General features: G+C 41.5%; 15 protein-coding genes. 11 read left to right on the plus strand and 4 right to left on the minus strand.

What is annotated here, in order from left to right; genetic code table 11:
• Nucleotides 1-7: 7 nt before the first annotated feature.
• Nucleotides 8-265: an HPr family phosphocarrier protein gene (locus FED51_RS02415; RefSeq protein ID WP_053432154.1), complete on the plus strand. Its 258-nt coding sequence runs from the start codon at nt 8-10 to the stop codon at nt 263-265.
• 217 nt (nt 266-482) lie between these two features.
• The gene (locus tag FED51_RS02420) at nt 483-1,514 is read left to right on the plus strand and encodes a LacI family DNA-binding transcriptional regulator (protein ID WP_053432156.1); all 1,032 of its coding nucleotides are present in this window, start codon (nt 483-485) and stop codon (nt 1,512-1,514) included.
• A gap of 93 nt (nt 1,515-1,607) precedes the next feature.
• Here the strand turns inward: FED51_RS02420 and FED51_RS02425 are convergent, their stop codons facing one another.
• A complete protein-coding gene (locus tag FED51_RS02425) occupies nt 1,608-2,963 on the minus strand; it encodes a hypothetical protein (protein WP_053432157.1) in 1,356 nt (451 codons plus the stop codon).
• A gap of 155 nt (nt 2,964-3,118) precedes the next feature.
• Between FED51_RS02425 and FED51_RS02430 the strand changes: the two genes are divergently transcribed.
• The 8 genes from FED51_RS02430 (at nt 3,119) to FED51_RS02465 (ending at nt 12,484) form a co-directional block, all read left to right on the plus strand.
• Entirely contained in the window at nt 3,119-4,564 is a 1,446-nt protein-coding gene (locus FED51_RS02430; RefSeq protein ID WP_053432158.1) for an aldehyde dehydrogenase family protein, read from the plus strand.
• A 30-nt stretch (nt 4,565-4,594) separates the two neighbouring features.
• Nucleotides 4,595-5,596: a zinc-dependent alcohol dehydrogenase gene (locus FED51_RS02435; RefSeq protein WP_053432159.1), complete on the plus strand. Its 1,002-nt coding sequence runs from the start codon at nt 4,595-4,597 to the stop codon at nt 5,594-5,596.
• Nucleotides 5,593-7,353, plus strand: a complete 1,761-nt coding sequence (locus tag FED51_RS02440; RefSeq protein ID WP_053432160.1) for a thiamine pyrophosphate-binding protein — start codon at nt 5,593-5,595, stop codon at nt 7,351-7,353. Before FED51_RS02435 ends, FED51_RS02440 begins: the two co-directional genes overlap by 4 nt.
• Nucleotides 7,354-7,435: 82 nt before the next feature.
• Nucleotides 7,436-8,281, plus strand: a complete 846-nt coding sequence (locus tag FED51_RS02445) for a sugar phosphate isomerase/epimerase family protein (protein WP_053432161.1) — start codon at nt 7,436-7,438, stop codon at nt 8,279-8,281.
• A 45-nt stretch (nt 8,282-8,326) separates the two neighbouring features.
• Nucleotides 8,327-9,067: an IclR family transcriptional regulator gene (locus tag FED51_RS02450; protein WP_053432162.1), complete on the plus strand. Its 741-nt coding sequence runs from the start codon at nt 8,327-8,329 to the stop codon at nt 9,065-9,067.
• Between the two features lie 271 nt (nt 9,068-9,338).
• Nucleotides 9,339-10,109: a type I 3-dehydroquinate dehydratase gene (gene aroD / locus FED51_RS02455; protein ID WP_053432163.1), complete on the plus strand. Its 771-nt coding sequence runs from the start codon at nt 9,339-9,341 to the stop codon at nt 10,107-10,109.
• Nucleotides 10,110-10,336: 227 nt separating this feature from the next.
• Nucleotides 10,337-11,542 (plus strand): CaiB/BaiF CoA transferase family protein, encoded by a 1,206-nt coding sequence (locus FED51_RS02460; protein ID WP_053432164.1) that lies wholly within the window; start codon nt 10,337-10,339, stop codon nt 11,540-11,542.
• Nucleotides 11,543-12,484: a hydroxymethylglutaryl-CoA lyase gene (locus FED51_RS02465; protein WP_053432165.1), complete on the plus strand. Its 942-nt coding sequence runs from the start codon at nt 11,543-11,545 to the stop codon at nt 12,482-12,484.
• 60 nt (nt 12,485-12,544) lie between these two features.
• Here FED51_RS02465 and FED51_RS02470 read toward each other — a convergent pair whose 3' ends face one another.
• Nucleotides 12,545-14,230, minus strand: a complete 1,686-nt coding sequence (locus tag FED51_RS02470) for a methyl-accepting chemotaxis protein (protein WP_053432166.1) — start codon at nt 14,228-14,230, stop codon at nt 12,545-12,547.
• Between the two features lie 177 nt (nt 14,231-14,407).
• Between FED51_RS02470 and FED51_RS02475 the strand changes: the two genes are divergently transcribed.
• Nucleotides 14,408-14,905: a GNAT family N-acetyltransferase gene (locus FED51_RS02475; protein WP_053432167.1), complete on the plus strand. Its 498-nt coding sequence runs from the start codon at nt 14,408-14,410 to the stop codon at nt 14,903-14,905.
• A 59-nt stretch (nt 14,906-14,964) separates the two neighbouring features.
• On the opposite strand, the gene FED51_RS02480 is transcribed toward FED51_RS02475, so the two are convergent.
• Complete coding sequence (locus FED51_RS02480) at nt 14,965-15,870, minus strand: cation diffusion facilitator family transporter (RefSeq protein WP_053432168.1); 906 nt, start codon at nt 15,868-15,870, stop codon at nt 14,965-14,967.
• A gap of 57 nt (nt 15,871-15,927) precedes the next feature.
• Nucleotides 15,928-16,485 (minus strand): TetR/AcrR family transcriptional regulator, encoded by a 558-nt coding sequence (locus FED51_RS02485; RefSeq protein WP_053432169.1) that lies wholly within the window; start codon nt 16,483-16,485, stop codon nt 15,928-15,930.
• Nucleotides 16,486-16,663: the final 178 nt, after the last annotated feature.

The following is a 16,663-nucleotide window of genomic DNA, read 5'->3' on the forward strand; positions in this document are numbered from 1 at the left end:
GGAACCGATGAAATCAATAACAAAGACGATAACCATCCAAGTATCGGATGAACAGACTATTGTCGATTTAAGTAAGATACTTCAGTCATATCAAGCAGATGTTTTGATAAAGAAAGTGCTGAACGGAAACATACTAGAGGTTAATATAAAAAGCTTCTTAGGCTTGATCACACTTCGGCTACAGAACAATGATCGCGTCGAAATTTTAGCCGTAGGTGAAGATTGTGAAGAAGCATTACATAAAGTTGTTGAGTATTTTACTTAAACTTGAAACTTACCGATTCCTAGTTTTGATATATACAGAAAACTTAATATGTAGAATGGCCTCTAGCAAACTCGCCAGCTGGCGAGTTTTTCTAATGCTCATAAAATCACGGAAAGGTGATGAGACTTATGGTGATTTGACAGTTAAAGAAAACGTCATCATAATGAAAAGTATTATGATGGATACGAAATTTAATTTAGACGTTAAATAGGTGAGGATGATGAACAAAAAACGACGCCGTGTCACATTACAGGAAGTAGCAGAGCATGCTGGAGTCTCTCGTGCGACAGCATCTCTCATAGTAAGAAATAGCCCCAATATTTCAGAACCGACGAGGCAAAAAGTATTAAAGTCAATGCGTGAGCTTGGTTATGTATACGATCGTGTGGCTGCTAACCTTCGTTCCCAACGATCAAATACAATTGGGTTGATTATTACCGACGTTGCCAACCCGTTTTTTGCTGATTTGCTTGTCGGAGTTCATCACACTTTAGAAGCAGATGGTTATACGGTCATTCTCGGAACTACATTTGATTTAGAACAAAAACAAGAACAGTTATTATCAACCATGTTGGAACATCGTGTGGGAGGAGTCATCCTGTGTCCTGTTTCAAAAAGTGATCCAGAAACGATTGAACGTTTAGCTCATTGGAACATTCCGATCGTCCTAGCTGTACGTGAAATTCTTGGCCTAGATGATTATGACTATGTTGGGATAGACTACAAGGGTGGAGCAGAGATGGCAGTAGATTATTTAATTGGAAAAGGGCATCGCCGTATAGCGTTTTTAGGTGGGCTATCCGATTCCTCGGCATGGCAAGCGAGAAAGGAAGGGTATTCTCAAGCTCTGAGACGGGCAGGGATAGAGTTAGATGAAACATTAATCGTGGAAAGTCCCGCTATAAGAGAAGGTGGAGTGAGCTCAATAAATCAAGTGATGACACTTGAGGAGCCACCTACTGCCGTATTTTGTTTTAATGATTTAGTGGCGTTTGGGGTAATGGAAAGTTTAAGATCAAAAGGCCTAACTCCTGGTAAAGACCTTGATGTGGTTGGGTTTGATAATGTTAGAGAGTCAGCCATGACCAACCCGTCATTAACGACAATATCGTCCTTTGCTCGCATTATTGGAAGTAAGGCGGCAGAGCTACTGCACCAACGGATATTAAACGATGATATGGAAAGAAGACATATCGTATTAGATCCGAAGCTAGAAATTCGCGAGTCTACACAATCAAAGCTTTTGTAACCATTCCCTCGTTTCCGATTAATTAAGGAAACGAGGGAATTTTCATGTTCGAAGGTGATAGCTTATTCTTTCATAGCCACTAGCCGACAGGTTTTACGTAAGCCATGTGACGAGATAAGCAATGAAAATACCAATCGATATGTAAAGTAATGCGAACGGAAAGTTCCACATTCCGACTCTATAAGGGTTAAGTTTTAAGGAATCGGCCAAAATAGTTACGGATAAATTAAATGGACTGTATAACACGGTAGATAAGCTACAAACAATAAATACAATTGCTAGAGAAGGAGAGGAAACCTCATCTAAAAAAGGCCTTAATAATTCAATTAACAATGTAAACGACACAAGCGGGTGGAAGCCAATTAAAGATGTAATGAGAAAATAACCAGCAATCATACAAAAGAAGGGAAGCGCTGTGGACAGATTTGAGACAGTGTAGAACATCTCTTGTAAAAACAACAAATGATTGGATTGACTGAGCATTTCCACAAAAAAACCTGCGCTTAAAAACATATAGAAATAATTAGCGAGACCGTTTGTTCGTTCTCTCCAAAGTGGGACAAGTAATTGAAAAAATCGTCTGCCCTTTTTGATGACAAAAGCCCAGCTCACGGTGATCGGGACGATTAATATCACAATGGAAAGCAAATAACCCTTTTGGAAAATAAAATGAAAAGTACTAACAGCTAAAAAAAACGTTAGCAAAAGAAGGATGAAAGGTTGAACATGGCTAAACATCTTATTACTTTGTGTTACATGATCATTACAATTCTTCAAAGGCCAATGACGATATTTTATCGAAGAAACGATCCAGTCAAAAGAGACGACAATAATCAAGATCAGGACCATAACCGGAAAAATGGATAAATAACTTGTCCCGGTTACATCTAAGGAAGTAACAACCATTACTTCCATCGGGCTCCAGGTGAGACATAGGGCATAGGCTCGAAGTAGATTTTGTGAGTAAAATCGATCGGCTTGGTTTTTGGGTAAGTGCTGTAATGAAGATGTCAGGGATTCTTTTACAAGTGGTAATGTGGCAATATTTAAAAACAAACCGAGTGTGTGGCAAACAATAAAACTGCGGCGATAGAGATGGCTTACACGATTCATTCCATGCTCCATTGATGTACGAAGCTTTGTATCATATCGTCCCATTTTGATTAAAAGATTCAGAAATGGTAGTAGAAGAAAGAGCCCCAATATGCCAAGCATTGTGTCAAAATGAAATAATAACGCATGGATTGATTGACCTGACATGATAAAAAGACAGCCCCCAAAAAACAAAAACACAGATCCTGATGTGAAATAAAGTCCACGGGCATAAACAGCAGATATAACGAGAGTGATGATGGCAACAATACCAATAGCTCCAGATAAGAGGGAGTGATGAAAAAAAGTTGAAAGTAGAAACAATAAAATTAGTGTTGGATAAACAAATAAGCGCATATGAGACATCCTTCCTTGCATTAAAGAGTTAATAATGGTTGCGAATTTTCTTAATTTATCGTAACATAATGGTAGCGATTACATTAGATCGATCTACTATTTTTTTATCGAATTAGATCGATCTAATAAATTTATTAGATAAGTAGGTGATCGACATGAGTAAACAGAGTGCAAACCCGTTTGTTAATGGGGTATGGATCACTTCTGATGACCGACAAACGGTAGACATTACAAGTCCTTATTCAGGAGAAGTCATTGGGTATCAAGTGTTAGCAACGACTGTTGATGTTGAGCAAGCTTTGCAGACAGTCCACGAAGCAAAAGATGAGATAGCCAGCATACCGACTTATGAAAGGGCACGAATTTTAAAGAAAGCCTCATCCCTATTAGAGCTGCAAAAGGAACGATTTGCAAAATTAATTTCCCTTGAACTCGGGAAGCCACTAAAAAACACAATGGATGAAGTGTCTCGCTCAATCGAAACGTTAGAACTATCCGGTGAAGAGGCGAAGCGCTTAGTAGGAGAAACGATCCCTGGGGACGCTTCAGAGCGGGGGGGTCAATCCTACGCTAGCGTTTTCCGAGTCCCTGTCGGAGTCGTTGCTGCCATTACACCGTTTAATGCCCCGCTGAATCTAGTTTGTCATAAGATTGGACCTGCATTTGCAGCGGGGAATACAACCATTCTTAAGCCGGCACCACAAACAACCCTTATCGCAACAGAATTTTTAAAGCTGTTGCACGAAGCAGGGTTACCTGAAAACGCTGTGAACATGGTGTTAGGCGGTGTAGAGGTTGGTCAGCAAATCGTAAAGGATGGTCGTGTCAATATTATTTCCTTTACCGGTGGTACAGTAGCAAGTAAAAACATTTGTGAGTTAGCTGGGATGAAGAAGGTTCTGCTAGAACTGGGTGGAAATGCCCCTACGGTTGTTCACGAAGACGCAGATGTGATAGAGGTAGCGAAGCAAGTGGCAAAAACAGGATTTAGTAACTCGGGACAAAGCTGCATCTCCGTTCAACGTTTATATGTTCACCGTTCAATCGTAAATACGCTTACTGAGACACTAAAAGAAGAAATTTTAAAACTGAAAGTAGGTGATCCGTTACTGCCTGATACAGATGTTGGAACGTTAGTGGATGTAAAGGCAGCCAATCGGATTAGAGAGTGGATTGATGAGGCAGTTAAAGCAGGAGCCACGATTGTATGCGGCGGGGAACAGAAGGGTGCTTCGGTCTCGCCTACATTGCTCATCAATCCGCCGAAAACGGCAAATGTCGTTTGTCAAGAAGTGTTTGGTCCTGTCGTAAGTATCCTTACCTACGACACAATCGATGAGGCCATTGCGGAGGCTAATGACTCTGACTTTGGATTACAAGCAGGGATTTTCACTAACCAGATGGATACGGCTTACAAATTTGCAAATGCCCTTCATACAGGAGGGGTCATTATTAACGGAACATCTAATTTTCGATTGGATCACTGGCCGTACGGTGGCGTAAAGAACAGTGGTATTGGAAGGGAAGGCCCACATTACGCCATTCAAGAAATGACAGAAACAAAAATGATTGTCTTCCAATTGCCTAGCAAACAAACTTAATCGGTGACGGACTATTTGAGGTGAACAGCGTTGTGGAGTTTATACATTAATAATCCATCAGAATTGGAATTAAAAGAATTTCAATCTGAGCAATCTGTAAAAGATAATGAAGTAAGAATCAAGCCTATATACGGGGGCATATGTGGGTCAGATATAAGTGTTTTTAAGGGAAGACTTCCCCATGCCACTTATCCGATCAGACCGGGTCACGAATTAGTTGGCACTATTATAGATGCTGGGGAAAAAGTGGAATATGAGATCGGTACAAGGGTTGTTGTTGGTCCAAATACGTTTTGTGGGACGTGCGAATATTGCTCGAAAGGCCAAACCAATATTTGTCTTAATAAAGAATCGTTAGGCGTCAATCGGGATGGCGGCTTTTCCGAAGAGTTCGTTATTCCCTCAAGGTTCGTCCTCCCTGTTCCTGATCATTTACTTGATGAACTAGCTGTACTGATCGAGCCGTTTTCTGTCGTTGTTCATGCCTTAGATAAGGTCAACATCGCAGAGGGAACGCGAATAGCTATCATTGGTTGTGGTACGGAGGGAATGCTTGCAGTAGCATTAGCCCATTATTTAGGTGCTACCATTACAGCTGTAGATGTTAATACGGAAAAATTAAAAAAAGTCGAAGAGAGTTTTCTTGGCGTGGTGTCCTCGTTGCCAAGTGAAATGAAAGATGATTACTTCGATGTGGTGATTGAAGCAGCAGGGGTCGAATCGGCTGTTATTCAAGCAGTCGATGTTGTTAAGCCAGGGGGGGATGTTGTTCTCGTTGGGATGGCTACTGAAGCGACACTGCCGATTGTACGTATTGTTCGGAAAGAGGTTACGATCCACGGCTCTATTATTTATAATTTCCCTGATGATTTCCAAAAAAGCATTAATTTTTTGTCGGAGGAATGCTTCAATGCCAAACCAGTGATCTCTAAGGTCTTTCCTTTTAGAGAATATGTGAAAGCATACAATGAAGCCGTTTCAGGACGGCACGGAAAAATTATCTTGGATTTTAGAGAGGAGTGTTCGGAATGAAAAAATTAGTGTCGCACTTATTAGTCAAATATCTTGAACATCGCGGGGTTGAACATATTTTTGGTCTTTGCGGACACACCAATATTGCGGTGTTGACCGAGTTGGAAAAAAGTAAGATCCGTTTTATAAATGTTCGCCATGAGCAAATTGCGTCATCTGCTGCAGATGGTTATGCCCGTGTAACGAAAAAAGCGGCTGTTGTCCTTAGTCATGTAGGGCCTGGATTAACGAATGCTGCTACAGGAGTTGCCAATGCGGCCCTCGATTCGATTCCAATGGTTGTGATTGCTGGAGATATTCCGAGTCATTTTTATGGAAAACATCCTCACCAAGAAATTAATCTACATTCCGATGCTTCTCAAGTAGATATTTATAAGCCATTTGTGAAGCGGGCATGGCGCGTCGAGCGACCAGAACATGTACCAGAAATATTAGAAAAAGCATTCCAATTAGCGGAAAACGGAAACCCTGGACCTGTGCTTGTATCGGTCCCAATGGACATCTTTTCAAAAGAAGTGGAGGAAGAGATGTTCATTCGTGTTCAACATCATACCAAACAACTAGAAAAGCCATCAATTGATGAGCAAACAGCGAAAAAAGTCGTTGAAACGTTAGTGAACGCAGATCAACCAGTCATTTATGTAGGGGGAGGGGTAATTCTTGCCGATGCTGCTAACGAAGTAAGAGAATTGGTCGATCACCTTGGAATTCCTGTAGCTCATTCTTTGATGGGAAAAGGTGTATTGCCAGACGATCATCCATTAACACTGGGAATGACGGGTTTTTGGGGCACGACCTTTATTAACCAAAAAACAAGAACAGCTGATTGGGTTCTAGGATTAGGTACACGCTTCGCCGAGGCTGATAGCAGCTCCTGGGAGCCTGAGTATACATTCGATATCCCGAATGGTACGAAACTTATTCATATTGATATTGATCCGAGTGAAATTGGTCGAAATTATCCAGCAGAACTCGGAATTGTTGCCGATTTAAAGCAAGCATTACAAGTGATGATCCGTGTGGCAAAAGAGCTATATCCAGAAGGAAGAACGAACGAGGCATTGAAGGTGGAAATAGCAAAAGAACGGGCTCGGTTTAAAGAAGACAACAAGCAATATGAAACGGATAATGCTTTTCCGATGCAGCCCCAACGCATTTTAAAAGAAGTACGTGAGGTTCTTCCGAGAGACGCCTATATTACAACTGACGTAGGGTGGAATAAAAACGGTGTCGGGCAGCAATTTCCAATTTATACACCTGGATCTGTATTAACACCGGGAGGCTTTGCCACCATGGGATTTGGTGCTCCAGCTGCTCTTGGGGCAAAAATAGCATGCCCTGAAAAAGTGGTTGTCTCGTTAGTAGGGGATGGTGGATTTGGACAAAACCCAGCATTACTAGCCACAGCGGTAGAAGAAAATATTTCAGTTATATGGATTATTATGAATAATTATGCATTTGGTACGATCGCAGGCTTACAAAAAGCACACTTCGGAACGACGCTCGGAACGGTATTTCAAATCAATGGTGAACATTATTCACCTGATTTTGCTATGGTTGCCAAAGCTTATGGCGCGGAAGGAATAAAAATAAGTGCAGCCGAGGAATTTAAACCAGCCCTCAAAAAAGCTATAGATATGAATAAGCCTGTTGTCATTGATGTGCCCATGATAAATAACCCAACGCCTACAGCTGGACACTGGAATATTATGGACATATACTCACCGGGAAAAAAAGTTCACCACGTGACAACGTAATTGAAAGTCCATGGAGAGCATTTTTTCATGAACTTCCATCGGCTAAGTTCTCTAGAACGAATAGATTGGAGGAGAAATTAGGATGGCTAGACAATTCTCTTTAGCTCATCTAACCGCGATTGGCTGTTCTCCCTTAGAATTAACGCTTATAGCCGCACGATGCGGTTACGATTTTGTCAGTTTACGTACGATCCAAATGGGACTACCAGAGGAAACGAACGACGGACTGCTGAATGACAAACGAATGGTGAAAGAACTCAAGGGCGTGTTTAAACAAACAGGAATTCAGCTTTTAGACATAGAGTTAGCACGGATTTCAGAGGAGCACGACCCTAAAAGCTACGTGCCCGCCTTTGAGGCTGCGGCAGAACTAGGAGGAAGACATGTATTAAGCAGCATTTGGACAAACGATAGAAATTATGCGGTGGATCGGTTTGCTGAATTATGTGAGTTGGCAAAGCCATATGGTCTGACGGTTGAGTTAGAATTTGTCCCTATTGCTGGAATTAATACATTGCAAGGAGCCGTGGATATTCTGGAGAAGGCAAAACAAGATAACGCCGGTCTTATGATTGATATCCACCATTTTCATCGTGCAAATGGGAGAACAGAAGAGTTAGAGAAGGTTCCGCAGACATGGTTTCGATATTGCCATTTATGTGATGCTCCTAGGTTGATTCCTAAAGAAAAAGACGAGATGGTTCGGACGCTACGTGAGGAACGATTATATGTTGGTGAGGGAGGAATCGATGTTGCAGGCATTATCAATCGAATTCCAAATGTCCCTTATTCCTTAGAAATTCCACACAAAAAGCGAGCGCAAAAGTTAGGATATGAGGCATTTGCTAAGCGTTGCTTAGAAACGGCGAAGGAATACTTCTCAACATATATTGACAAAGGTTCTGTTAAAAACGTAAAGGCTAATTAAACATTAGATGGATGAATTCCTCATCAATGAAGGAGGCAGTCATTTGTGGAGTCATTCGAGAAGGTTGAAAGTACATTATCCATTTTAAGTAGCTTTACACCTAGCCACAATGAGCAAACACTTGCTGAAATCGCAAGCCGCATTAAGAAGGATGAGAAAGAGACAAAAATATTGATCGATCTGCTTGTAGAGAATCAGTTTATTGAATATCGTGAGGCTAGTCAAAAATATAAACTTACTCACAAGGTATATTACCTTGGATACGTCGCTCGCTGTTCGTTGCATTTACAAGAGATTGCTCATCCGATTATGAAAAAAATAAGCGGTGTTACCAACCAAACAGTAAATCTCTTTTTACTGCAAGAAAACTTCCGGATCTGTATTGAACAGAGCATAGGAAATGATACAGTTAACGGTTTGATTGAGAAAGGGGATCGACTTCCTCTTTGGACAGGAGCAAGCGGCAAAGTATTATTAGCATATCAAAAAGAGGAATTTAAAAAAGAGATTTTTCGCACGATTCCACCTCACATAAAAATCGTTGAGATCAATAAGAAGCTAGAACAGATTCGGATAAAAGGATACTGTTGGGAAGAAGATGTCCGTAATAGCGGCTTTTCTGCTATCGCTTTCCCTATTTTTGATGTGGACGGCAAAGTTATGGCAAGCCTTTCAATAACTGGACCAACCCATCATTTCACCCGTTCATCTATTACTCCATATGAGGGATTGTTGAAGGAGCATTGTCTGCTGATTTCCAAAGCTTTCGGTTACCGTTGTGAATAACTTCTCAAAAGCATTTGCGAAAGAGATCGCATATGCTTTTTTCTATTGCAGCGAATAATTAATTTGTATATACTTTAAAGCGTAAAAGCAAATGTTAAAATGGAACTGGTGAATGAACAAAAACAATAAATGCCACGACCTGTGTAACGCGGTAGTTATCAAAATTTTGAGAGACAATGCTAATATTCAGACAGAATGAAGAACACCTCTTCAGTTATGGAATTTCACTTTATCCTATAGAAAACGAGCTTCTTTTTTGGGAGGGCTGAACATGGAATCGTCGCTTAAGTCCATGAAGACTCGATCGATTGTCAAAGGGGAGAAACCACTGGTTTGTATCCCAATAGTGGGAAAGAGTAATGCTGATATTCTTAAAGAGCTAGCTAATATTCTTGATAAGAAACCTGATATCATTGAATGGCGTGCTGATTTTTATAATGGCCTTACAAATCGTAAACAATTGTTTCAACTACTTTCCTTTATTCGTGAAAAAGTAGAAGGGATCCCTATTTTATTTACGGTTCGTTCAGAAAAAGAAGGAGGACACCCGAACCATTTAACTGAAAGGGGAAAAGTTAGTTTACTTGCTGCTTTGTGCTCAAGAGGTTTAGTAGACATGATAGATTATGAGCTGCAAAATGATCTGTTCAGTATTCATTATCTGCGTCAAGTCTCTTTGAAATACAATGTGCCAATGGTTCTCTCCTACCATAATTTTCATGAAACACCGAGTCGGGAAGTACTAGTAGAGTTATGCTTAAAAATGGATCGCCTAGACGCTGATTTTGTGAAAGTTGCGGTTATGCCAAATCAGATGGAAGATGTTCTTGAATTGTTAAATGCTATGAGTGATGTGAGAAAGACAATCAATGCTAATCTGATTGCAATCTCAATGGGATCATATGGAGCCATTACTCGTTTGTTTGGCTGGATATTTGGATCTGCAATGACTTTTGGAATTGGAGAGCAAAGCTCAGCACCAGGTCAAATTCCGGTAGAGGATGTACGAAAAGTGATTGAATTGACAGCAAAATATATGTAATTCATCAAGGTTCCTGTTTGGAGGGACCTCTTTTTTGTTGTGTATTAGATCGATCTAATTTATAATGTACATAAAGAAATAAATTGAGAAAGGGGTTAAGATCAAGTCTTTTATTTGAAGACAAATTTAAAAAAGCAAGGATTTAAAGGCTTATGCTTAAAAATGAAAGCGTTTTATAGTGCTGAAGAGAAGCTGCCGATAGAATATTAGATAGGGAGTGGGTGTGTATGTTAGGAAATAATGGCCCTCTTACAGGGTTGAAGATCATTGATATTTCAACGATGATTGCTGCCCCGTTTGGAGCGACCTTGTTAGCAGATTTAGGGGCAGAGGTGACAAAAATAGAGTTGCCAGGCAAGGGGGATACGCTGAGAACAGTCGGTCCTTGGAAAGGGGAAGAGCCTCTCCGTTGGCCGGGACTAGCCCGTAATAAAAAATCACTGACATTAGATATTCGGACAGAAGAGGGTAAATTGATTTTTAAACGCTTAATTGAAAAGGTTGATGTATTAATCGAAAATTTTCGACCTGGAACATTAGAAAAGTGGGGTCTTGGCTATGAAGAATTAAAAAAAGTCAATCCTAAACTTGTCATGGTTCGCGTATCAGGCTACGGTCAAACAGGTCCATATCGTAAAAAGGCAGGATTTGGTACACCATGCACTGCCTTCAGTGGCCACACAGCAATCCAAGGATATTCTGATCGTCCACCAGTAAGTCCGTCATACTCCCTTTTAGACTACATTACCGGTGTATACGTCGCGTTTGCTACAATGTCAGCGATGTACTATCGTGATGTTCATCAATTGAATGAAGGACAGGTCGTGGAAATGGGGCTATATGAATCAATGTTTAGAATGCTAGAATTTTTAGTAGCTGAATACGATCAAAATGGTAAGATTAGGGGAAGGAGCCCAGGGCTTGCAGGTCATTCTAGTCCTGCTGGTACGTATGAGACGAAGGATGGTAAGTTTGTTGTTCTAGTATGCAGTACTGATTCGACGTTCAATCGCTTAGCCAAAGCGATGGGTCGTGAAGATATGGTAAAAGATGAACGATATTATACGAATGCTGTTCGATTAAAGCACGATGACAAGGTACAAGAAATCGTATCGAATTGGATTAGAGGCTTTAATCTTAAGGAACTGACAGAAAAATTAGATTCTTTTGGCGTCCCAGTCAGTCCTATCTATACGATTGAAGATATTTTTAATGATCCTCACTATAAAGAAAGAAATAATATCGTGGAAGTAGAACACCCACGTTTAGGGAAGGTGAAAGTACCTGGAGTAGTCCCGAATTTTTCAAAAACACCTGGGAAAATTCGTCATAGAGCTCCTGAGCTAGGTGAACATACGGATGAGATTTTAAAAAGCTTTGCCAGTGTATCAGATGAAGAGATTAAAAAACTTCGAGAGAAAGGAGTGATTTAATTGTTGCTCCCATCAAAAGTAACGATTTGTGAAGTGGCTCCAAGGGATGGGTTTCAGGCGGAGCAAGAATGGATTCCAACAAAGCAAAAACTTGAAATTATTAAGGCTTTAGCAACGACAGGAATTCAGTCAATGGAAATTACTTCGTTTGTTCACCCAAAAGCCATTCCTCAGTTAAAGGATGCTTCTGAGGTGGTGGAACGTTCTCAAGATTTAACGAATATAAGATTTCGTGCCCTTGTTCCTAATGCAAGAGGAGCTGAACGGGCGATCAAGGCAGGAATCAAAAAAATAAAGTTAATGTTATCTGCTACTGATTCTCATAGCATCTCCAATGCAAACTGCACCGTGGAGGAAGCTCAGAACAATCATATGTCTACAATTGAACTGGCTCACCGTCATAATATTAAAGTGGGGGGATCGATTTCTGTTGCTTTTGGTTGTCCGTACGAAGGAAAGGTACCTATTGACCGTCTTATATCAATTGTAGATCGATATAATCGTCAAGGTGTCTACGAGGTATCGTTAGCAGACACAACAGGAATGGCGGACCCTGTTCAAGTTTATGAAACGTTAGGTGTGTTAAAAAGTTTGTTTCCACAAACGACGTTTACTATGCACTTTCATAATACACGGGGAATGGCACTAGCTAATGTATTTGCAGCACTACAACAAGGAGTGTTAGATTTTGATAGCTCGATCGCAGGATTAGGAGGCTGCCCTTATGCACCTGGAGCATCAGGGAACGTAGCAACCGAGGATTTAATTCATATGCTAGAGCGAATGGGAATTGAAACAGGAGTGGATTTAGAACAAGTGATTTTAGTAGCGAAAGAAACGCAAAAATTAATTGGGCACGACGGAGGAAGTTATATGCTTCAGGCAGGTCCTTGCTCTGCACTTAGTCTTAAACCAACAGGACAACAGAAAATCGGGAAGTAAAAACAACCAATAGCAGAAGCCCGAATCGGAGGAATTCCGTTCGGGCTTTAGGTATCTCTTTTACACTTTAAATTGACTCATGAGCTGTTGGAGTTCTTCAGCTAATTGGGACAAGGCTTGAGCCGAAGAGGCGATCTCTTCCATTGAGGCCAGCTGTTCTTCCGTCGAGGCAGCCACGTTTTGTGTTTGTGAAGACGTGTCCGCCGAAACTTGTGCCACCCCACCAATGGAGACGGCTACTTCGCCTGTACTTGTGGAAATGTCCTCTGTTGCGGTGACTAACTGCTTAATCTTATCCGTCAGCTTCTCCATAAAGGTGAGAATCTCTTGGAAGTTCGTCTCGGTTTCTTTAATGACGCGAAGCCCGCCCTCCACATCGTCAGCCACTTGATCAAACGAATGGTTGGAGCGTTTCATATCCTCTTGAATTTCCGCAATTAAGTTAGCAATCTGTGCCGAAGAGTGTTGCGACTGTTCGGCTAATTTACGAACTTCTTCGGCAACGACTGTGAATCCTTTTCCGTGCTCTCCTGCTCGCGCCGCTTCAATGGCTGCATTTAATGCCAGCAAGTTCGTCTGTTCAGAAATACTAGCGATGACACTGGTAATATTGCCAATCTCTTTTGAGCGCGTGTCCAATGACTTGATCACTTCACCACTTTCCTCAACCGAGCGGTTAATGGCTTGAATTTGCTTGACCGTTTGCTGGACAAGAACCTCACCGTCCTTTGCTTTACCAATTGCTTGTGAACTAATATCAGAAATGCCGTTAGCATTCTCCGAAATAGCGTGAACGCTCATGGCCATGGCTTCTAGCGATTGGGAGGCATCTTCAACACTAGCAGACGCTTTTTCCGATCCTTCCGCTACTTGCTGAATCGCTTCGGTTATCGTTTCTGTTGCCTGACTCGTCTGCTCGGCACTGGCCGTTAGCTGCTCAGAGGAGGAGGCCACTTGGTTTGCTGAATCGACCATCCGGTGGAGCGTGTCTTGTAGTTTTTCCGCCATCCGGTTGTAACTTTCGGCGACGACACTTAACTCATCTCCATTCGTGTCTTTGATGGCTGTTGTGAAATCCCCGTTTCCTGCGGCTTCAAGTGCTGCTGTTACAACGGTTAATCGTTTTTTCATTTTTCTTGTAAACCAGTAAACAGCTAAACAAGCAACGATGGCCACGAGAAGCAATGCGATAAAAATAAACGTTAAAGCATTAGCGACCGTTTCTGTTATAAGTTCCTGTGAAGCGCCAACATAGAGCATACCAATGACTTGTCCTGATGCATCGGTTAACGGCATATAAGCGGTCTGATATTGATTTCCGACGACATTGGCTTCTCCTAAATAAAGCTCCCCGTTTGTTATTACCGTTTCAATCACTTCTTCAGAGGCTTGGATCCCAACGGCCCGTTCGCCATCGATAAGGACGTTCGTGGCAATTCGTGTATCACCTAAAAAAATAGTAACCGTGCCCCCCGTATCTTCTCCAATGGCATCCACAAGGTCAAAGTTGTCATTCATCAATGTCGTTCCTTTGTAAAGCTCCCCATCGGTTGCTTTCCAGTCACCAGGAAACCGTTCATCAATGTAGCGATGAGCTAAGGCAAGATCCGCTCTAGCCTTTTCCGTTGCGAACGCTTTAATTCCTTTTGTGATTTGATCGTTGACAACTACTCCAATAACAGCGGCAAATACAAGGATGATCGACAGGACTAGGACATTGATTTTCGTTGCTAGTTTTAGCTTCATGTGAACACCTCTTATTCTTCTTTTGTCATAGGAAATTGGTTGTGTGTCCTATCTCCATTATAATCGATCGATTGCTTATTTACAATGAACGAACTAAAATCAAGGTAGAATCAAAAAAATAGATAGAAAGAAGTTCCCAGATCTTTAGTCTTGTAAGGGGAAAGGAGTAGATACGAGATGAGAATTCGACCGATTGACACATTGGATGCAGAGGCGTTTCTTGACTTAAGTAAAGCAGTTGATCAAACAGGGATGATGTTGTTTGAACCGAGGGAAAAAAAGTGGACGGAGGAGCAACAACGAAAAATGATTGATGGGATATTAGGAAGACGAAATTCGATGACATTTGTGGCGGAGGAGTATGGCAGGCTGATAGGCTATATTACAGCCATCGGTGGAAATGTGAAACGGACAGCGCACCGTGCCTATATTGTGGTAGGAGTTCGTGAAGAGGAACAAGGGCGAGGGATCGCGACAGAGTTGTTTAACCGGTTATTCAATTGGGCAAAAAGTGTGGATATTACCCGCTTGGAGCTAACCGTGATTAAAGACAATCGGAAGGCGTTTCAGCTTTATCAGAAACTAGGGTTTGTATTAGAAGGAGAAAAGGTCCATTCGCTGATGATCGATGGAAAGCCTGTCAACGAATACTACTTATATAAATTGTTAGATTAATAATAGAAGAAAAGCGGTCCAGTCTCTCTCGGACAGAAAGAGTGGATCGCTTTTTGGTGTTACGAAATGGCCCATTTTCGATCATGTGTAAACGTCATATTGACGAGAGGCTCATAGGGGAGGGAGCGGAGTGATTGGTGAAACTGCTGACGAATGTCGTCTAGATCTTTAACATTCCTCGCACAAGAGGTTCGGTCGATAATAAAGTAAATATCGATAAAGAGTGTCTGGCCCACCTTCGCCATACGCACATGAGATTCAGGAATCTGATATTTTTCCTCAATCGCATGAATGTGTGATTCAATCGATTGCTGTAATTCTAGATTTGGTGCCATCTCTAGCATTTCCTTTCCGTTCAAGACGATCTGCTTCACCGGCAGGATGATAAACAAACCGGCTGAGAGCGCGACCATTAGAGGATCGACATACGGAACGAGGAACGCGAACTTCGTATGTGCTAAAAGAAACGCTGCGGCGAAACCGATAAACACAGCGGCGCTCAGAAATGTATCCATTAACCATTGATGGGTTTCCGCTTTTATGAGCGGGTTTGCTCCTGCTTTTCGTCGTAAAAAGAAAAAGATAGCAGCACAACCAGCTGTGGAAAGAAGGGAATAGGCAGCTCCATGGATTGGAACGACATGCCGTCCGCCATCAACTAAATCACCTACAGCCGTGATGAACGCGAATAGGCAAAGGAGCGCAATAACTCCATGCTTGATGACCAGTGTGAGCGCTTGAACCATTCCTTTACCATACGGGAATTTATCCCGATCATCCTTCATCATAAACACGGTCGCCCCTAATGAAAATAGGGAAAGAACGACACTAATGAGCGAGTAGATCCCATCAAATAGAATCATATGGGAATGAATCGCCAGTCCCCAAATGATGCCAACAGCAGAAAAGATAATCGCGCCAATGACTGAAATCGAAAGATAGAGAACAGAAACGCTTGATCTCATTTTATCACCTCATAAATGATTGACTATCAGTCATTTTACAACTAAAAATACTGAGAGTTATCTCAGCATGTTCATGACAACTTGAAATGTATCTTCTTTTAACTGCGAAAGTTCTTGTTCACATTCATTGGCAAAATAATGTCTCTCTGCTGTAAATTCAATTAGGTTCACTATCATAGGAACGAGTGTTTGAATGTTGATGGTAAGGTACTTCTTTAAGTGCTTCTCAATCCAACGGTAATAAGGGTCGTAAATTTCTTCCCAGCGGTTCAAGGAATCGTAGTAAGAAAGACCAGCATAACAGAGAAGGATAACCTCCTTATACGATTTCGTTAAAGTAAAGCTTACATCGATTAACTCACGGATGAGTGTTTGCACGTCATCGTCTTCTTGAATACGGTTTTGAAGCTGATGCAATTGGTCTTGCAATATTTCATCAGCAATGGCAGGGATGATCTCATTTTTCGCTTGGAAATACGTATAAAATGTTCCGTGGGCAACACCTGCTCTTTTGGCAATTTCACCAATCGACGCCTTTTCAAATCCCTTATCCTTCATCACATCAATGGCTGCCTGCAAGATCGCTCGATAGGTCTCTTCACTTTTGTATCTCATTAGCCCCTCCCAACATATGGGTGAAAATTGATTGATAATCAATCATTATTGTATCGTGCCGATAAAATAAAGTCAAGAGAGGTCAATTTCAGCAAGAATCGGCCAAGGTGACGAGAAATATTATGAACGTTTCATCCCTTTATCATGAGAAGGATATGGTAGCATAGAAGAAAAGAGA

This window comes from Halalkalibacterium halodurans (assembly GCF_005671335.1).
Classification (GTDB): Bacteria; Bacillota; Bacilli; order Bacillales; family Bacillaceae_D; genus Halalkalibacterium; species Halalkalibacterium halodurans.